Genomic DNA, 18680 nt, shown 5'->3' with positions numbered 1-18680 from the left:
ACAAACTTGCCACACCTACGGCGTTGGTGTGCTAGGCGATTTTCATTTCTATAGATATTACATGCCGACGGCATTTAAGAGATATTTCATGCCTCTGGCATTTAGCCCCGATGGGGCTTTTGGGGGGGTATGGCCTTTTTTCTATAATAGTTGCACCCCCTACAGGGTTGTGTGGCGTCGTATAATCATTGCTATAATAGTTGTGCCCGTTTGGGGAGGTATGATGTTAAAGGGCCCTACCAACTATCGCGGCATAAGACTACATCCCAGCTTGCCAATTCTTATGTCTTATGTCTTATGTCTATAGTCTAAGTTTATTTGAACCAACAAGGCCGCAAACTAATTTTACGGCCTTCTGTTGCATTATTATTAAAAAACTACACTATGTAGTACTGTTCCCATCCTTTTGCCGGAGGAGGGCCGTAAAGCATCTCATTTGCGAATCTGTCGTTGGTGATCTGCTTTGTTTTGGGATCAAACTCAATTCTGTTGTTCATCTTCTGAGTAATCACCCCTAAACAGAATACTTGACTCAAAGGGCCAGCTATTTCAAAAGATGATCTGGTTTTTTCAGTTCCTCTACATGCGTTAAGGAAATTCAGGAAGTGATTTGAAGGGGTTGGTTGCACTTCAGGCAGTTTTGAAGCCATATCTTTTGCTTTTTCCTCAGGGATTATTGAAAGAGTGCTAGCATGTGATCCTCCCTTGAATATCAAATCTTTTGAATAAATGATTTTTCCTGGGTTTAATTTAGCTGGTTCAATTTTTCCGGTGCTTGGAGGAGGAATGTTCGGGTCAAGTCCAGAAACGCCATATCCTTCCGGAATTTGAGGAAGGTTATTGATTCCATCATACCAGTTGATGTCCACCGCCGGCATATTCTTTCTTTTTGGGAAGTGGAAATTAATTGTTGAAGACATGGGGAAGAAATAGGAGTTATGTCCTTCCAGGTTTTTGGCTTCCACAACAGTAGGGAGACCTAGTTCCAAGAATTCATGGGAGGTGTCCAGGATATGTGCTCCCCAATCTCCCAAAGCACCCATTCCAAAGTCAAACCAGCATCGCCATTGGCCATTGACAAAGTCTTTGTTATAATGATGACCTAAAGTCTGCATCTGCCAGATTTCCCAATCCAAAGTTTCTGGTATTCGTTCAGGATAAGGGAAACCTGTGATATTTGGATCCCATCCGTGCCATCTACGAGGGCTGTTCATGTGGGCATCAATACGGGTAACATCTTTTATGATACCGGCATCTTTCCATGCCTTGAACTGGAAATAATTTGCTTCTGAATGTCCCTTGGTTCCCCATTTGTGTTGCCAGTTTTGGGTTTTTCTGAGCTTTCTGCATCATTAATTCCACTTCATTGAAAGTCCTGGCCATTGGTTTTTCAACATAGACATGCTTGCCCATGCCCAATGCTTGCATGGTGATGGCAAAATGGGCAAAGTCAGGGGTCCCTACAATCACTGCATCGAATTGGTTACCCATCTCATCAAACATTTTGCGGAAGTCCTGATATCTTGGCGCATTAGGGAACATCTTGATAATCTCCTGGGTCTGTTTAGCTCCCATGTCGACATCACAGAGGGCAACGACATTGCATTGCCCAGTTTTATGGAATTCTTTTATTATTTCGTTTGCTCTATTTCCAATTCCGACACAGGCGATGTTGACACGTTCATTTAGGGCTAGCCATTGTCACTTTGCCTAAGACACTGTTGGAAAGCAGGACTGCTCCACCGGCCATAATTGATCTGCTGATAAAGCTCCTACGGGATAAATAATGGTTCATATCAAAATAGAAATTATGTGATTACTTAGTCTTTTTAACTTTAATGGAACGGAATGAAACCTCGTCACCATGATCTTGCAATAAGATATGGCCTTCAGCAGCTTCGCCAAATTTGTCCCAATCCTTGTATTTGCTGATCGCAACAAGGTCCTTGAATTCTTTTGATCCACGAGTATAGTTCAGAACTTTAACACCATTCAGATAGTAAGTGACGTTATTGTCCTTGTCTACAACTACTCTTCCTCTGTTCCATTCTCCGATTGGTCTCGTGGCACCTCGGCTTTTATCCGATGTCATGAGGTCATATAGGGAAGCAAGGGTTCTATTTCCATCTCTACCGAGTTTTGCATCTGGATGGAGCTTGTCATCTAAGATTTGATACTCCAGTCCGATAGCAGACCCTTGAGTTTTCTCTGCTAGGGTCACGAAATATTTCACCCCACTATTTGCTCCTGGAGTAAGTTTGAATTCAAAGGACAGGTCAAAAACACCGTATTTGTCTTTTGTAATGATATCACCGCCATTGGTAGATTCGCCACCGTCAGATTTCTGGACTTTAATGATTCCATCTTTAATTGCCCAACCTTTTTCAGGGAAATTCTCGCCTTTAACGCTGCGCCAGCCCTCAGAATTTTTTCCATTGAATAAAAGTTTATACCCGTTCTTCTGTTCTGCTGGACTTAAGGAGTTGGGGGTTAAATTCACGATATATTGGCCTTCAGGATAAGGACTCGGTTTCAGGTTTTCAGTCTGAATCTTAATGTTCTTAAAATAGACTTTCTTGCCATCTTCTTCATCTTTTATGCTGTGGACCTGAAGTCCAATAAATCCGGATGCATCTACAGTATCGACAACATAGGCTGCAGGCACTCCATTGATCCATGATCTGGTTTCATTACCAATGGCTTCAATACGGATATGATTGTATTCATCTTGTTTATAAACAGGCTTTGCTTTTTCATTTAAATCCAAAGGGTATAGCCATCCTCTACGAGCTTCATCGTAAATTCCACCTGCCCAAGCACGAGGTGAGGGGTCAATTTCTACTTGTCTACCGTATACTCTACCTTTTCCGTTGTTTGCATTTGGGTCTAGATGGCTTCTGGTTTGCACTCCCGAATTAGTTTTGTTGCCTTCAAGCTTAATATCTAATTCCAAGATAAAATCACCATATTCTTTATCCGTGATCAAAAAAGAATTTGGAGTACCTTTTGTCATTCTTCCAACAATTGCCCCATCTTCAACAGTGTATGGCGCATCTCCGCCCACAGATTTCCATCCATTTAATGTCTTGCCATCAAACAGAGGTTTGAACCCTTTTGAATCTTTTGATTGAGCATTGGCTTGACTGACCAATAATAGCGCGAATCCAATACTGCTTATTGTTTTAAAAATCGGTTTACTTTTCATTTTTTAGTTTATGATGTTTATCGTTTTAATTATTCTGCTTTTGGACCTAAAACTGTTCCTTCGTCGGGTACAATTTGTGGTTTTTCATTTCTTTCCGCTCCAGGGTAACCGATGTTTTGATTGATTACACCTTTGACATTGGCATTGATCGCAGCAGCTGGTACTGGCCAAAGAACATGGTGCACTGAAATTTTATATTCTGCCCATTTGTGTTTAACACCTTTATTGTAAAAGTTGCTTTTTGACACCACTCGGTCGTACCAAAAGTTCACTCCATTTTGTTTAATGTTTGAATTTACACCTCCAGGTCCACTAAAATTTTCTAGGCTATAAACTCTACCACCAAAAATTTCACATGGTTTTTTGGTTTTAGCATAGGTATAAGCAATTCGAACTAATTCTGTATGTCTAGCTTCTTCATAGTATAGTTCCCTAGCTCTTTCATCCAATATTTCGCCGATATTTACTTCACCTGCAGTAATTGGTTTAGCACCAGCTCTTGTTCTGACCTCATTTAAAGCTGTAGCTGCCATAGCAGGTTGGCTTTTCCAGTAATAGCATTCTGCAAGTAACAAATACACTTCTGCAGATCGGTAAATGTACCAAGGAGTTTCTCCTCCAGTCCATGTAGCTTGCAATGGGTCTGGTACAAACACTTTGTAATGTGGCCAAGAAAACCACAATCTAATGGTGTCTTCAGGACTCATGCTTGGGTTTTTAATGAAGTTTTTGCCGTACCACTGACTTCCTTTTGTTTTAAGAGCAGGATCATTATATCGAAGGTCTTCCATTTTTCTCCAACTTTGTTTGTTGTGGATTCCCCTCATATCCTCAGCTTCTTTGTCTGAACGCCATAGAGAATTGCTTGAGTACCATGTTGGCCTTAACCTGCCGATACCACGACCATAAGTCTTGTTTAAGTTCATGGTAGGGTCAGTTTCTCCTGTAGCTACATTCACGTTAGTTCCTGTTTGTCCATCTGGAGTTTTGATATTACCATTGTTCCAGAATGGCACGGCATTTCTCATAGTCTCAATTCTTGCCGATCCCTCAGCTTCAGGATATGATACGACATACATTAGTCCTTCGGTATTGGTCATGTCCAATTTGGCCTCCACACTATGTAAATCGAACATTAAATTTGTGTTTGGGAGACTTTGGTTAACTGTAAAACGAGATTTCATTAAAGGATGTTTCGCTGTGATTTCATTTCCGACTTTAATAGCTAGGTCGAAATCTTCAAGCTCCATAGCTATTTTCATTAACAGAACTCCTGCTGCAGCCTTTGATGTTTTGCCTCGCATTACATTTTCTGGGATCCATTCATATGCGAATTCAAGATCTTTTTTTAACCTTTTGAGGATGCTCCAACGGTCATAGGAATTAAAGTCATATTTTGGTTCGGTAATTTCCCAATCTAAGAATGGCACATCTCCAAACTGGTGCACCAATTTGTAATATCTGTACGCTCTTTGGAAATAAGCAGCACCCAAGATGGCATTCTTTTCTGCATCGTCTTTAAACGTTGCGAAATCGACTCTTGCAATTACTGTATTAGCATATTTAATTCCTTTGTATGCCTCAAACCAGTACCATCCTACTTTCGTAAAATCAGTATGGTTTAGTTGAGCATCTGGCAATAGTGATATGTCCATGTCCATTTGGGGTCCAGCTTTATCTGTTGTTCCTTCAACGGCAATATCAGACTGAACCATTTCAGTGACAATTGGAGCAGCATCTCCAAAAAATTCATGACGCATATTTCTCTCTGCGGCAGTCAATGCTGCATAGAGTCCTTCGGGGTTTGATAATGCTACTTCAGGAGTATAAAATGATTTTGGCTCCGGTTTCAACCAATCCTTACTACAACTTTGGAATCCAAGGATTGTACATGTACCAATAGTTATGCTATATATAAGATTTCTATAATTTTTCATTTTTTTTAGGTTTAAAGTGAGAAGTTTAGGCTCAAGTTATAAGTTCTTGGTGTTGGGTAATACCTTTTGTCTCCATCATCACCTTGAACAGGGAATCCTTCAGGATCACCATATTCCCATTTTGGAGCCCATACTGCTACGTTTCTAATTGAGGCAGATATTCTCAGGTTTCTAATGCTGGCCTTTTCAATCCATTCGCTAGGGACCATGTATGAAAGAGAAATGTTTTCTAAACGAATGAAGGATTTTTCAACATAATTAGAACCTATATTTTTAGATCCAATCCTTCCATAATCATTAATTGGATTTGCTGCGGTCCATCTTGGCATCACATAATCTGTAGTTCTGTCGGCAAAGTTTGCGTTATTGGCTGCTCTGTTGAACTCATTATACTGTCCCCAGTTTGAATAGATAAACATGGAAAGATTAAAGTTTTTATAATTGAAGTCATTTCTCCAAGACCAACGGAACCTAGGTGTTCTATATCCTTGAAATACTCTATCTGCATCCGTCATTACTCCGTCTCCATTTTGGTCAATGTATTTGAAATCTCCAGGTTGTAAGCCATATTTTTTAGCCTCGTCCGCTTCATCAGTCTGCCATACACCATCGCCTTTGTAATCCCAAATTCTATCTGGATCTTGACCAATAAACCATCTGTTTTTAATATCATCAGCTTCACGTTGTCCAATGACATTCCCATTTGCATCCAAAACATCTATCATATCACCATATAATTTTGTGATTTTTCTTCTGTTATACATGAAAATTACATTTGATGACCAACTGAAGGTTTCTTTTTGGATGATGTTTCCTGTTAAGCTGAATTCAAAACCTTTGTTTTCCAATTGCCCAAGGTTTGAGGTAATATTACTGAACCCTATGATTTCAGGGAGCTCTCTGTCGACCAATAAATCATTTGTTGATGCAGTATAAACATCAATTGCTCCACTCAAGCGGTTGCTAAACATGCCAAAATCTAATCCGAAGTTGTATGAGGATTTGTTTTCCCATTTCAGACCTAGGTTTTGCATTCTGTTCACGTATAGTTGGGACAATAGAATAACATTTCCTTTACTGTCAATGTATGGGTGCAAACCTGAAGACATATCTGATAATGCATCGTACATACCTATGTCACGATTACCATTTTTACCCCATGACAAGCGGAGTTTTCCATAATCCAACCAAGATTTGGTGCTTTCCATAAACTTTTCATTTGTGAAATTCCATCCTAGTGCTATTGCGGGGAAAGTTGCTCTAGGGTTTTCTGCACCAAAAGCAGAATATCCGTCTCGACGGACAGATGCTGTTAATAAATAAGTATCCTTGTAAGAGTAAAACAATCTTCCCATCAAAGCATCTCCAGTATAGTAGGTGTCATTACTTTCATTCAATGGAACAGTTCCAGCTTGAAGGCGGTGCCATTCTAGAATATCGCTTGGGGAGAAGTTAGATGCAGTTGCTTTTGTCATCCAGAATTGGCCTTTTTCAGCATTCTGCAGAAAAGTTGCTTCAAAATTATGGTCGCCATAAGTTTTTTTCCAACGAAGGACATTGTCCATTTGCCAATTATAGGTTTTTTCAAATCTTCTTTCAGCACGTCCACCCGAAGCTGCCCACTCAGGGTTTTCAGAAGATTCATGATTATAATATTCACGCCAGTTGAATGATGGCGTAAAATTAGATTGAATTTCAAATCCATAAGGAAGTGTGATTATTCCATAGATTGTTGCATTTAAGGTGTTGAATCTATCTACCCTATTACGATAAAGGTTGTCAAAGAAAGGATTGACAGGAGTTACATCTCCTGTTGGCAACCTACGGTACAAACTATTAGGGTCATCAATGTTATTGGATCCGTAAGGTGGGACGATGGCAGATTGTCTCCAATCGGCAGGTAGAAATCCTTCATTTCTGGTTGCAAAATTTGCATTTGTACCTACTTTCAGAAAATTGGTGATTTTAGATTCAAGGTTCATCCTTGTTCTAAAATTCTTAAATCTATTGCCCACCACAAAACCTTCACGGTCTACATGATTAAGCGAAAAATAATAGTTTAAATTATCTGTTTTATTTGAAATACTTGCTGTGTAATCTTGTTGAATACCTTTTTGATAAACGAGGTCTTGCCAATTAGTTTCGATACCAGCCATGTAATTGTCGATTTCTGGGGAACGCAATTCTAATCTTGCTAACCAAGATCTGACTAATTGCTCTTCGTTTACAGAAGTTACAGGAGTTCCTTGATCATAATTGTACCAGGTTAGTTGGTCAACGTTGCTGAGTTTCCTTGGGTCAACAAACATTTCAGGATATTTGTTGTGATAATTATCATCTCTTCTTCCCATCTCATAATCATATCTATAAGCTAAAAATTCTTGACCGTTCATAACCGGTGGAATTCCTGCTTTAGTAACAAAGCCTACGTTGCTGTTTAAGGTAATTGTTGGTTTTCCAGATGCTCCACGTTTTGTAGTAATCAATACAACTCCATTTGCTGCTCTAGCTCCATAAACTGCGGTGGCACTCGCATCTTTCAAGATATCAATAGATGCTATATCATTGGGGTTTAAATCAGCAAAAGTACCATCAAAGATTACTCCGTCAACGACATTCAATGGACTAGAGCCTGCTTTTAATGTTCCTTTTCCTCGAACCAGAAGGTCAGCATCCCCTTTAGCGGAGTTACCCTGTCCGATTACAATACCGGCTGCATTACCTCTTAATAGATCTTGAATAGATCGAGGTGCTTCTTTTTCAAGTTTTTCGGCTTGGACTGAAGCAACAGATCCTGTTAAATCTTTTCTTTTCTGTGTACCATAACCAACAACAACTACTTCATCCAAATTCTCTGCATTTGCTTGCATGGTTATTTGAAGGTCCTGGTTGCTGATATTTACTGTTTGAGTTTGATAGGCGGCGTGTGTAATGGTTAGTGTGCCGGTGGTACCCGATGGTACTTCAAACTCAAAATTACCATCGACATCCGTTGATGTTCCTTGCTTTGTTCTAGTGACTACAACACTGGCTCCGTCGATAGGGCTTCCATCTGCAGCTTTGACGGTTCCTCTAATGGTTAATTGCCCCTGTTGGGAATAACTCGGGCCTGCAAACAGTATGAAAATACATGTCATGCAGAAATAGAGTAATAGGTTCTGTTTGATCATAATGATTTGTTTAAAAGGTTACTTAAGTTTTTCATCTTTAAAGCATGTTATGCTCCAAAAAATGGATGTTAGGCTTAATCAAAAAGTTTAAAAATTATAGGTTTATAAACCAATATAGCCAATTTACCAAGTCACTTTGCTAAACCGATATACCTTTATTTACGAAAACGTTATAGTTGGAATATTTAGTGAATTAGGGGTTTTGTGTGTTGATTATCAGAGTATTATGCCTATATCTGGGGTTTTTCAAGTATTCAGGCCCACTACCTGAACAATAGAATAAATTAGCATTCGGGTAGGCTATTTGTTTTAAAAATTTTTATCTTGTGTAATCAACTTATCCAATATAAACATGCTATTACTAGGGATTGACTTAGGGACTTCATTTATCAAGGTATCAATTGTAGATTCTCAGACTGGAAAACGGATAGCTACGGCTCAGTTTCCAGAGTCGGAGGCAGAGATCATTTCACATAATAAGGGATGGGCAGAACAGGATCCAGTCAATTGGTGGGAAAATACCAAAAAAGCTATTCTAAAGGCAAATTCTAGTGGTTTGTATAATCCCAAAGATATTGGTGCCATCGGTATTGCTTATCAAATGCATGGTTTGGTGATTGTTGACAAAGATCAAAAGGCGCTCCGTAATTCGATAATTTGGTGTGATAGCCGTGCTGTAGATATTGGAAACACTGCATTTTCTAACCTGGAATCGGAAGGTTTCTTGCAATCTCACTTGAATTCACCGGGAAATTTTACAGCCTCTAAATTGGCTTGGGGTAAAGCAAAATGAGCCCGAGGTTTATGATAGGGTATACAAATTTATGTTGCCGGGAGATTTTATCTGCATGTGCTTGACCAAAGAAATCAATTCTAACCCAAGCTCGATCTCCGAAGGTATCCTATGGAATTTTGAAAAGAATGAACTTTCTGAAAAGTTAATTGCACATTATGGATTTGATAGATCTTTGGTTCCGGACATTCAGCCTGTTTTTTCTGATTACGGTTCAGTGGATTCTCGTATTGCTGAAGAATTAGGTCTTTCTGAAAATGCTATAGTAAGTTATAAGGCTGGTGACCAGCCCAATAATGCTTTGTCATTAGGGGTTTTGGAAGCAGGAGAGGTTGCTGCTACGGCGGGGACATCTGGTGTTATCTATGCTGTTAGTGATCAATTGACCTATGATAAAGATTCTAGAGTAAACAGTTTTGTTCATGTTAATCATAATGAAATGCAAAATAATGTCGGTGTATTGCTTTGCATTAATGGAACAGGCATTCAAAACAGTTGGATCAAAAAAATGACTGCTAAAAGTCTCAGCTATAATGAGGTAAGCGATAAAGCTGCAGAGGTTGCTATTGGTTCTGAAGGGATTGTTGTATTGCCGTTCGGAAATGGAGCTGAGCGTATGCTAAACAATAAAACTGTGCAGGGACATATTGAAAACCTTGATTTTGTGCGGCACAACGAAGTTCATTTATGGCGGGCGGTGCAAGAAGGTATTGCACATTCATTCAGATATGGTTTGGATATTATCCGTGAGAATAATATACATCCAAATATTATTAAAGCTGGATATGCTAATATGTTCTTAAGTCCGATATTTCAGGAATCTTTTGCTGGAGTGACACAGGTTCCGGTGGAATTATATGAGAACGATGGAAGTGTAGGCGCCGCTTTGGGGGCTGGTATTGGGGCAAAGGTGTATAACGATAAGAAAGAGGCATTCTCAGGATTGACCAAGATCAAAACAATTGAACCTAAAAACACAGAGATCTACGATGATCTTTATATAAAATGGAAAAATAGCTTATTGCAAAAATTATAATCAACTAACATATGAAAGTATTAACAGGAGAAAAAGAGTATTTTAAGAACATCGGCCAGATTAAATATGAAGGATTGGATTCTGACAATCCGTTGGCATTTCGTTGGTATGATCCTTCAAAAGTAATTGCTGGTAAAACAATGGAAGAGCATTTCAAGTTTGCTTGTGCTTATTGGCATTCATTCAACGGTGATGGAGCAGATCCATTTGGTGGCAAGACTCACTTTTTTCCTTGGGATGAAAAGTCGAAAACCATTGACCGCGCCAAGGATAAGATGGATGCTGCTTTTGAATTTATGACCAAGCTTCAATTGCCATATTATTGTTTCCATGATGTGGATTTGGTGGATTATTCAGATGATATCAATGAGAATGATTCGAACCTGGTTGCCATTGTGGAATATGCGAAAGAAAAGCAAAAGGAAAGTGGAATCAAATTGTTGTGGGGTACAGCAAATCTGTTTAGCCATCATAGATATATGAACGGTGCTTCTACGAACCCTGATTTCCATGTTTTGACCCATGCTGCAGCACAGGTAAAGGCTGCTTTGGACGCAACAATTGCCTTAAAAGGAGAAAACTACGTGTTCTGGGGTGGTCGTGAAGGCTATATGTCGCTATTGAACACCAATATGAAGCGTGAGCAAGAACATTTAGCAAAATTCTTGCACTTGTCTAAGGATTATGCTCGTAAAAATGGTTTTAAAGGAACCTTTTTTATCGAGCCAAAGCCTTGTGAACCTACGAAACACCAATATGATTATGATTCAGCTACGGTTATCAGTTTCTTGAGACAATATGACCTGATGGATGATTTCAAATTGAATATTGAAGTTAACCATGCGACGCTTGCAGGACATACCTTTCAACATGAGCTTCAGGTTGCTGCGGATGCTGGATTGTTAGGTTCCATTGATGCCAATCGCGGTGACTATCAAAATGGTTGGGATACAGACCAATTTCCGAACGATTTGAATGAACTTACAGAAGCGATGTTAATTATCTTAGAGGCGGGTGGTCTTCAAGGAGGGGGAGTTAATTTTTGATGCGAAGATCAGAAGAAATTCTACTGATCCAGAAGATTTGTTCTATGCTCATATAGGAGGTATGGATGCCTTTGCACGTGCTTTGGTAACTGCTGATAATATTTTGCAGAAATCAGACTTCAAAAAAATAAGGAAAGATCGTTACTCGAGTTTCGACAGTGGTAAGGGTGCGGATTTTGAAAATGGCAAATTGACTCTTGAGGATTTAAGAAATTTTGCTGTTGAGAATGGAGAGCCTGAAATGAGAAGCGGTAGACAAGAATTCTTGGAGAATTTGGTAAACCGCTATATTTAATAGTTCGAAATGATGGTGTAATTCTTCTTGTATATGAGTGAATTACGGGTTTAGGGTGTTTTTTTTAATAAATTTTTGAAATATTTTTTTGTGATTTAATAATTAAAACTCTATTTTTGTACCACTTTGAAGATGAGGGTTACTCATCATTTCGAAATTCCTGAATAGCTCAGTTGGGTTAGAGCATCTGACTGTTAATCAGAGGGTCGCTGGTTCGAGCCCAGCTTCAGGAGCAAGATAAAACAGCCGGCAAATAGCCGGCATTTTTTTTATATATAAAATTATATCCATGAGCTTAGTAATCGTTGGAACAGTTGCATTCGATGCCATTGAAACTCCATTTGGCAAAACCGACAAAATCGTTGGTGGAGCAGCAACATTTGCTGGATTAGCAGCGTCCTATTTATTTCCTGATGTTAAATTAATCTCTGTAATAGGAGAAGACTTCGGCGATGACAATCTAGACATTATGAAGTCAAAAGGGATAAATGTGGAAGGTGTGGAGATTATCCCTGGAGGAAAATCATTCTTTTGGTCTGGAAAATATCACAATGATATGAATAGCCGCGATACTTTGATTACAGAATTAAATGTATTGGCTGATTTTGATCCTAAAATCCCTACTTCTTACCAAGATTGCGAATATCTATTGTTAGGCAACCTTACTCCAGCAGTTCAAATGGCGACATTGAACAGATTGGAAAACAAACCAAAATTAGTTGTATTGGATACCATGAACTTTTGGATGGATGTTGCGATGGATGAATTGCGTGAGGTATTGAAAAAAGTGGATGTATTGACGATTAATGATGCTGAGGCAAGACAATTGTCAGGAGAATATTCTTTGGTGAAAGCTGCAGAAAAAATCCTTCAGATGGGTCCACAATATTTGATCATCAAAAAAGGAGAGCATGGAGCATTATTGTTTGGTGAAGGGCAAGTTTTCTCAGCACCGGCATTGCCATTGGCTGATGTATTTGACCCAACAGGGGCTGGCGACTCATTTGCAGGTGGATTTATCGGTTATCTAGCGAAACTACAATCCATCAACTTCACGAATATGAAGAATGCGATCATTTTTGGTTCTGCATTAGCTTCATTTTGTGTAGAGAAATTCGGAACTGAAAGGTTGCAAAACCTTACAAAGGAAGAGATTTCAAACCGTATTCAACAGTTTGTAAGTCTATCAAAATTTGAGATTAGCGAATAAGCTATAAAGAATTCTTTCTATAAAAGAGTAGCCCAAATTCTAGGCGTTTAGAATTTGGGCTTTAATATTTTAAAAAGTTGTTGGGTAATGCCAAGAGAATTAATTCTCTTTGATTTTGTACGAAGTAAGGGTCTTTTTCATTGACTTCCTTGCTACGTGAATTCTTGTTTTAACGGTTCCGATAGGAATCTGCAAGTGTTCGGATATTTCGTGGTATTTATACCCTTCGAAATACATGGTGAATGGAACATAATATTCATCAGATAATTTAGAAAGGGCATAATTGATGTCTTCCATGATGAATTTGTTTTCTCCATTGTTTCTAGTTGCAGAAACTACAAGGTTTGTTTGAGAGATTTCTTCCTCTTTCGTTATGAAGGAATTGGTTTTCACTACGCGGCGGTAATTGTTTATGAAAGTATTTTTCATAATTGTGTAAAGCCAACCTTTCAAATTGGTACCGTCTCTAAAGTTTTTGAAGTACGTGACAGCTTTTAGTAAAGTGTCTTGTACTAGGTCGTTTGCATCTTCATGGTCACGTGTGAAGTTTCTGGCATAACTTCTTAGTGATTCCGAATGCTTAACAACCAATGAGTTAAATTCGATCTTGTTCATACAATTAGCGATTATAGTATAGTTAAATGATGCGATGTTTAATCAGGTGAATCCTGATAAAAGCTGAACAACCGAAAAAATTATTAAGCTATATATGTACAGGGATTTGTACAATTTATGTGCAGTAAATTAATTAAATTGTGGAAATCGATATTTTAGCGACTCTTATTTTCTTGATGCGAAAACATTATTGGGTATGGTATCACCTTTTATTGTATTATAATCGATGATTATTGTTTTATAATAAAAAAATATAGAGATTACGAAAATGTGGAAAACTTTTAAAGTATATTAACTTCCCGTTCTAATTGCACTCCAAAGTGTGTATATACATCGTCTACAATAGTAGACGATAATGCAAATATTTCATTACCAGTCGCTTTTCCTGCATTAGTTAAAACCAAAGCTTGATTTTTCCACACAGCTACTTCACCGACTTTTTTGCCTTTCCATCCACACTGTTCAATCAGCCATCCTGCTGCTAACTTCTCATGCTCTGAATCTACTGTATAATGAACTATTTCTGGAAATTGTTTTTCTAAACCTAAAAATTGAGATTTAGGGATAATTGGGTTCTTAAAAAAACTACCAGCATTGCCAACTGTTGAAGGGTCCGGTAATTTTTCAACACGGATATAGGATACAACTTCTGCCACATCCTTAATGGTAGGAGTGTCAATTCCTCTGTTGGCTAATTCTGCTGCAATAGCTCCATAACTGATATTAATTTGGCCAAACAGGTCCAACTTATACGTGACGCTACAGATAATATACCTGCCCTTGCATTCCCTTTTAAATATACTGTCACGATAAGAAAAATGACAATCTTCATTGCTAAAGGTCACAAATTCACCGGTCTTTGTGTCAAAGGCTCTGCAAGAATAGAAGATGTGCATTAATTCCTGTCCGTAAGCACCTATATTTTGGATAGGAGAGGCGCCGACAGTACCAGGGGATTAAAGCCATATTTTCTAATCCTGGGAAATCATGTTCAATGCAATACCATACTAAGTCGTTCCAAACTTCACCACCCTCAGCGGTAACAAAGACCTGGTCATTCTCGATAAAATGTTGCTTGCCCTTACTTGCGATATGGACAATGAGCCCATCGTAATCTTTTGGTAAAAAGGACATTGCTGCCACCTCCAAGAACAAAAAATTCACCTTCAAAACTCCCAGCATCAAACAAATCTTTGAGGTCTTGTTCAGCTTCAATCTTTTTGTATTGCTTAGCGATTGCTTCAATACCAAAAGTATTAAATTCTTTGAGTGATTTTTCTTGTTGAATAGCGTTTTTCATTTTTTTGACCGAATCCTTTAAAAGTTCGAAAAATTAATATATCTTAGTTAATAAGGCTGTAAATATAGGTAAACCACCATTTATATACTAATTTTAATTACCCATGGCAAAAAATGCGGATGCAAAAAGGATGAAGATATTGGAAGCTGCCAAGCGAAGGTTTGCTCATTATGGGCTTGCTAAAACTACGATGGCAGAGATTGCTCAAGATCTTTCTTTTTCAAAGGCTTTGCTCTATTATTATTTTCCTGATAAAAACAGACTTTATGCTGCGGTATTTGAAATGGCAGTTGATGAAATTATCACAGAAACGACCGAGAAAATCAATAAAGCAAAAGACGTTAACGAAGCCATGGAAGCATTTTTGGCAACTCGCTTGACAGTGATCAAAGACAACTTCAATATTTTTGAATTCACGTATACCTTAAGAAACGAGATGCCTTCTGATATTGAGTCTGTTCTACCATCTTTATTTTGAAAAGGAAATTCAGCAAGTTGCTCTAATATTGAATAAAGGCATAGCGACTAAGGAGCTGGAAGTTGAAGAGGTGGAACTAACTGCTAAAATCCTTTTAATTTCTTTATTGGGTATGCGTATTGGAATACTTCAAGAATTTAGAAATTTGTTTCTTCCGCCTACCAAGGAAGAATTTGATTACATCTTGAGTTTACAGAAAAAATTAGCAAAAATCTTTATTAAAGGCCTAAGAGTCTGATCTTTTTTTCAAGATATTCTTGACGATTAGGTGTGCATGGATTCTTGAGTTTTCAATGAACCACAAATGGGTATTCAGTCCGCCACATACAACACCCGCCAGGTATAAGTTTTGGACATTCGTCTCCATGGTTTCTGGATTGTGATCAGGGATGCAAGGAGCTTTTAAAGGAATATTTATTCCGACTTTTTCGAGAAATTCAAAATTTGGTCGATATCCCGTCAGAGCCAACACAAAATCGTTTTCAATATTTATTATACCTTTTGGAGTTTGTACAACAACTTCCCTTTCGGAAATACTGATTATATCTGATCGGTAATGAACTTTTACTTCAGCATTTGCTATTCTGTTTTCGATATCTGGCCTTACCCAATACTTTACTCGAGGACTAACTTCTTTGCCACGAATGATCAAAGTAACATCTGCGCCTTTTCTATAAGTTTCTAATGCGGCATCAATAGATGAATTACTGGCTCCGACGACAATAACTTTTTGATTTGCATAATAATGTGGGTCATCATAATAATGACGAACTTTAGGCAATTCTTCACCAGGTACAACTAAATACATGGGTATATCATAGAATCCAGTGGCAATAATTACATTTTTTGCCCTATAAATGGATTTTGTGGAAGTAACTTGGAAGGTATCTTCGATTTTATGAATGCTCAGAACTTCTTCGAACAAATGCGTTTTAAGATCAAATTTCTTTTCAACCCTGCGATAGTATTCTAAAGCTTCTGCTCTTCTTGGTTTTGGATTTGTGGTAACAAATGGGATGTCTCCGATCTCCAGTCGTTCCGAAGTCGAGAAAAAAGTCATGTTGATAGGGTAGTTGTACAAGGAATTTGTCAAACATCCTTTTTTCTAGGATTACATGACTCAAATTGTTCTTTTTGGCTTCAATTCCACAGGCAAGGCCAATTGGCCCTCCGCCTACTATCAAAACATCAATAATATTATCCATTTGCCATTTCTATTTGTTGTGTATGTATGGTAGATTCTTTCTCCATAACATCCAGAGTAGATTTGTATAAATCTGAGGATATTTTATTTAAGAATTGCAATTGCTCTGTAATTAATTTAGATTCTGCAGGATCTAAAGTCTCAGGAGTTATTTCAGGAAAGTCACTGACAGCAACGAATTCCTCACCATCCTTGACTGGCACCGCTTCAATGGATTTGCTAACATTGGTAAGAATCTTCTTTAATAATATTAAGTGTTCCTTAGTATAATTTGTATCAGTCGCTTCTGTCAATTGAGTCAATAATGTTGCGCCATATGATGACAGGATATGATTGAGAATCACCAATCTGTTGACTTCTTTAGTGCTTTTTTGTCTCCATTTTGGTTCAGATAGCATTCTTTGGAATGTAGATCCCATATTGGCTGAGGCAATATATAACTGTTTTCTAGAAAGCTTATAGCTCGTTACCGTAATTTCTTCGCCCGATAGAATCCGAACTGCCTGAGAAAGATATCTGTAATTTGCAATGAGCAATTCCCGTACACTTTTTTTTGATTTGAAAGCTTTCCCAATTTGGGAAAATGATATAGCTTGACAAAAAGGCTATCATACCGCCAAGGAATGTGTCAAATATCCTTTCTTTAGCAACCTCAAAAGTGTTTAATCCCGAAAAACTCAGCATGATTAAAACATAGGGTGTCATAAACATGACAGCCATAATATAGTTTACACGGAAGAGACTATAGGCAATTAGGAAGAAGAAAATAAGAATGATAAAGCGTGCTACCTCTGGAATGTACGGTCATCAGGATGATTGCTCCAATTACACCACCGATAATAGTTCCCAAAAGCCGTTGGAAGTTACGTTCTTTTGTTAGCCCAAACCCTGGCTTTAGGATAACCATGATGGTCAAGAGAACCCAATAACTACCCATCGTACCAATATTAAGAGATTGGATATTCAGAATAAGATACGTTGCTGCCATCACAATTGCCATTCGCAATGCGTGCCTGAAAATACTCGAATTGAATGAAAGGTTGTCCTTTAGTTTTCTTAAATCAATATGCTCGGTTTGAATAAACTTACTGGCCTCCTCAATTTCCTGCTTCTTAATATTATTAGGTCGGATGACCCCATAATTATAGATGTTGTGAATGAATATGGTAATGTTTCTGATACTGATCAGGATTTTCTTGAGTGGGATTCCATTAATGTTTTCAGTCCTTTCTCTAGCTTCAATCGCCCTTAGGATTGCTTCGATATCGTCTTTAAAATTATAAAGAGGTTTTGGTGCCCTATTAGCATTCAATTGGTAAGCAAGATGGTCTAGCTCATTTGCAATCTTCAACAATAGGTGCTTGAAATCTTTCAGAATCCCAGTGTCTCCATATTCTTTCTGATCAACTCGTAATCATAATGAGTAGTCATTGCCTGCTCAAAAAGATCAACAATATCATTGAATGTTAATGTGAGATAACGACCAACTTTTGTAGTATCCTTAATGGATCTTTTAGACTGAAAGAGTAAATCCCTGACATTTTCTTGATGTTCATGAACCTCAATCTGTTTATCGATTAATTTTGAGTAATTATCGTCTATATTGATTTTTGGGTCATAAAAATTGGCTCTCAATCTTATAAAATCTCCTACATGCCTGACTGTTTCAGACAATTCCTGTTGAGCCAGACGGTATGGTCTCGCCTGGGTTAAAGAAAAGCTGATCAACATGTACCAAACCGCTCCAATAGTAAAGTAGAGCAGGAGCATAACTTCTTCTTGAAAAGAATTGATGTCATCTACATAGATCAACATAATCAGTATTCCCATTGATCCTACAGTTGCAGCACGTGCATTGAATACGGCAAACATGGAATAGATGAAACAAAGGGAACCGATGACCAAGGACATGATCCAAATATTTCCATTTGCCAGGAATGTGATAAATTGAGTTAAAATACACACAATCAAACATGCAATCATTCCTGTCCTCCGATGTGATGGTGCGCCAGGAGTATCTGAAAGACCCACAAGTAGAGCGCCCAAGGAAATGTAGGTACCTAACAAAAATTTCCCTAGGGTTGCACAAATTAGGATTGGCACTATACACCCAATAGTGATGCGTAATCCATCAGCAAAATATTGACTATAAAAGAAATTGCTTAATTCTCTGGTTTTTTTCATGTGTTGTACAAACAAAGATACATAAGCAACCGTTAATAAAAGGAGTAAAAAGTGCGTTTTTCAATAAAATTATTATTTTTTATCTTTTCTAAAACTCATTCTGCATTATCAAAATAGCAATATTTTAATTCAGTTAGTGTAAAAAATACAATTAGTTCCTTAAAAACATATTAAAATGATATATTTGTAAGAATTCATAATCCTATA

At 37.9% G+C, this 18680-nt stretch carries 17 protein-coding genes, 1 tRNA gene and 3 pseudogenes; 7 read left to right on the top strand and 14 right to left on the bottom strand.

The window, feature by feature from the left end:
* Positions 1–377 precede the first annotated feature (377 nt).
* From FGL31_RS26325 to FGL31_RS17270, 5 genes are all read right to left on the bottom strand, one after another.
* Positions 378–1214 carry a hypothetical protein gene (locus FGL31_RS26325; protein ID WP_232046888.1) on the bottom strand — a complete coding sequence of 279 codons (837 nt, stop codon included), beginning with the start codon at positions 1212–1214 and terminating at the stop codon, positions 378–380.
* A 7-nt stretch (positions 1215–1221) separates the two neighbouring features.
* Positions 1222–1632, bottom strand: coding sequence for a Gfo/Idh/MocA family protein (locus tag FGL31_RS26320; protein WP_232047172.1), 411 nt, complete (start codon positions 1630–1632; stop codon positions 1222–1224).
* Between the two features lie 184 nt (positions 1633–1816).
* Positions 1817–3205, bottom strand: coding sequence for a 3-keto-disaccharide hydrolase (locus FGL31_RS17280; protein ID WP_138093312.1), 1389 nt, complete (start codon positions 3203–3205; stop codon positions 1817–1819).
* 29 nt (positions 3206–3234) lie between these two features.
* Complete coding sequence (locus tag FGL31_RS17275) at positions 3235–5142, bottom strand: RagB/SusD family nutrient uptake outer membrane protein (protein WP_138093309.1); 1908 nt, start codon at positions 5140–5142, stop codon at positions 3235–3237.
* Positions 5143–5153: 11 nt separating this feature from the next.
* Positions 5154–8312: a SusC/RagA family TonB-linked outer membrane protein gene (locus FGL31_RS17270; RefSeq protein WP_197734304.1), complete on the bottom strand. Its 3159-nt coding sequence runs from the start codon at positions 8310–8312 to the stop codon at positions 5154–5156.
* A gap of 352 nt (positions 8313–8664) precedes the next feature.
* Here FGL31_RS17270 and FGL31_RS29165 point away from each other — a divergent pair.
* The 5 genes and pseudogenes from FGL31_RS29165 to FGL31_RS17250 all read left to right on the top strand — a co-directional run.
* Positions 8665–9340, top strand: a pseudogene (locus tag FGL31_RS29165) (FGGY family carbohydrate kinase); the annotation flags it as partial.
* Complete coding sequence (locus FGL31_RS17265) at positions 9323–10141, top strand: FGGY-family carbohydrate kinase (protein WP_394366192.1); 819 nt, start codon at positions 9323–9325, stop codon at positions 10139–10141. The pseudogene FGL31_RS29165 and the gene FGL31_RS17265, both read left to right, overlap by 18 nt.
* A gap of 11 nt (positions 10142–10152) precedes the next feature.
* Positions 10153–11482: pseudogene (gene xylA, locus FGL31_RS17260) on the top strand (xylose isomerase).
* A 158-nt stretch (positions 11483–11640) separates the two neighbouring features.
* Positions 11641–11715: transfer RNA gene (locus FGL31_RS17255), tRNA-Asn, on the top strand.
* Between the two features lie 56 nt (positions 11716–11771).
* Positions 11772–12692, top strand: a complete 921-nt coding sequence (locus tag FGL31_RS17250; RefSeq protein ID WP_138093303.1) for a PfkB family carbohydrate kinase — start codon at positions 11772–11774, stop codon at positions 12690–12692.
* Positions 12693–12791: 99 nt separating this feature from the next.
* On the opposite strand, the gene FGL31_RS17245 is transcribed toward FGL31_RS17250, so the two are convergent.
* The 3 genes from FGL31_RS17245 to FGL31_RS29155 all read right to left on the bottom strand — a co-directional run bounded on the left by FGL31_RS17245 (position 12792) and on the right by FGL31_RS29155 (position 14607).
* A complete protein-coding gene (locus tag FGL31_RS17245; protein WP_099371724.1) occupies positions 12792–13307 on the bottom strand; it encodes an RNA polymerase sigma factor in 516 nt (171 codons plus the stop codon).
* Positions 13308–13588: 281 nt separating this feature from the next.
* Positions 13589–14203, bottom strand: coding sequence for a UDP-N-acetylmuramate dehydrogenase (locus FGL31_RS29160; RefSeq protein WP_317131052.1), 615 nt, complete (start codon positions 14201–14203; stop codon positions 13589–13591).
* 185 nt (positions 14204–14388) lie between these two features.
* Positions 14389–14607: a hypothetical protein gene (locus tag FGL31_RS29155; RefSeq protein ID WP_317131051.1), complete on the bottom strand. Its 219-nt coding sequence runs from the start codon at positions 14605–14607 to the stop codon at positions 14389–14391.
* 103 nt (positions 14608–14710) lie between these two features.
* On the opposite strand from FGL31_RS29155, the gene FGL31_RS26315 reads away from it, so the two are divergent.
* Positions 14711–15085, top strand: a complete 375-nt coding sequence (locus tag FGL31_RS26315; RefSeq protein WP_232046887.1) for a TetR/AcrR family transcriptional regulator — start codon at positions 14711–14713, stop codon at positions 15083–15085.
* A gap of 28 nt (positions 15086–15113) precedes the next feature.
* Positions 15114–15323 (top strand): hypothetical protein, encoded by a 210-nt coding sequence (locus FGL31_RS26310; RefSeq protein WP_232046886.1) that lies wholly within the window; start codon positions 15114–15116, stop codon positions 15321–15323.
* Here FGL31_RS26310 and FGL31_RS17230 read toward each other — a convergent pair.
* From FGL31_RS17230 to FGL31_RS26295, 6 genes and pseudogenes are all read right to left on the bottom strand, one after another.
* Entirely contained in the window at positions 15312–16178 is an 867-nt protein-coding gene (locus tag FGL31_RS17230; protein ID WP_317131050.1) for a YpdA family putative bacillithiol disulfide reductase, read from the bottom strand. The two genes, FGL31_RS26310 and FGL31_RS17230, sit on opposite strands and share 12 nt — an antisense overlap.
* A gap of 46 nt (positions 16179–16224) precedes the next feature.
* Positions 16225–16290: pseudogene (locus FGL31_RS29150) on the bottom strand (hypothetical protein); the annotation flags it as partial.
* The gene (locus FGL31_RS26305) at positions 16283–16825 is read right to left on the bottom strand and encodes an FUSC family protein (protein WP_232047207.1); all 543 of its coding nucleotides are present in this window, start codon (positions 16823–16825) and stop codon (positions 16283–16285) included. The pseudogene FGL31_RS29150 and the gene FGL31_RS26305, both read right to left, overlap by 8 nt.
* Positions 16746–17009: an FUSC family protein gene (locus tag FGL31_RS29980; protein ID WP_394366153.1), complete on the bottom strand. Its 264-nt coding sequence runs from the start codon at positions 17007–17009 to the stop codon at positions 16746–16748. The genes FGL31_RS26305 and FGL31_RS29980 overlap by 80 nt, the downstream gene beginning before the upstream one ends.
* Before the next feature lie 22 nt (positions 17010–17031).
* On the bottom strand, positions 17032–17640 hold the full coding sequence (locus FGL31_RS29975; protein WP_394366152.1) for an FUSC family protein: 609 nt from the start codon (positions 17638–17640) through the stop codon (positions 17032–17034).
* Positions 17641–17660: 20 nt separating this feature from the next.
* Positions 17661–18473, bottom strand: coding sequence for an FUSC family membrane protein (locus FGL31_RS26295; RefSeq protein WP_232046885.1), 813 nt, complete (start codon positions 18471–18473; stop codon positions 17661–17663).
* Positions 18474–18680 lie beyond the last annotated feature (207 nt).

This window comes from Sphingobacterium daejeonense, assembly GCF_901472535.1.
In the GTDB taxonomy this organism is placed as follows: domain Bacteria; phylum Bacteroidota; class Bacteroidia; order Sphingobacteriales; family Sphingobacteriaceae; genus Sphingobacterium; species Sphingobacterium daejeonense.
This window is presented reverse-complemented; position numbering and strand designations above follow the sequence as displayed.

Excerpts from the sequence above, each read along its gene's own strand:
- FGL31_RS26325 (WP_232046888.1), bottom strand. The coding sequence starts at position 1,214 with ATGAACAGCCCTCGTAGATGGCACGGATGGGATCCAAATATCACAGGT.
- FGL31_RS17280 (WP_138093312.1), bottom strand. The coding sequence starts at position 3,205 with ATGAAAAGTAAACCGATTTTTAAAACAATAAGCAGTATTGGATTCGCG.
- FGL31_RS17275 (WP_138093309.1), bottom strand. The coding sequence starts at position 5,142 with ATGAAAAATTATAGAAATCTTATATATAGCATAACTATTGGTACATGT.
- FGL31_RS17270 (WP_197734304.1), bottom strand. The coding sequence starts at position 8,312 with ATGATCAAACAGAACCTATTACTCTATTTCTGCATGACATGTATTTTC.
- FGL31_RS17250 (WP_138093303.1), top strand. The coding sequence starts at position 11,772 with ATGAGCTTAGTAATCGTTGGAACAGTTGCATTCGATGCCATTGAAACT.
- FGL31_RS17245 (WP_099371724.1), bottom strand. The coding sequence starts at position 13,307 with ATGAACAAGATCGAATTTAACTCATTGGTTGTTAAGCATTCGGAATCA.
- FGL31_RS29160 (WP_317131052.1), bottom strand. The coding sequence starts at position 14,203 with ATGCACATCTTCTATTCTTGCAGAGCCTTTGACACAAAGACCGGTGAA.
- FGL31_RS29155 (WP_317131051.1), bottom strand. The coding sequence starts at position 14,607 with ATGAAAAACGCTATTCAACAAGAAAAATCACTCAAAGAATTTAATACT.
- FGL31_RS26315 (WP_232046887.1), top strand. The coding sequence starts at position 14,711 with ATGGCAAAAAATGCGGATGCAAAAAGGATGAAGATATTGGAAGCTGCC.
- FGL31_RS29980 (WP_394366153.1), bottom strand. The coding sequence starts at position 17,009 with ATGGCTGTCATGTTTATGACACCCTATGTTTTAATCATGCTGAGTTTT.
- FGL31_RS26295 (WP_232046885.1), bottom strand. The coding sequence starts at position 18,473 with ATGAAAAAAACCAGAGAATTAAGCAATTTCTTTTATAGTCAATATTTT.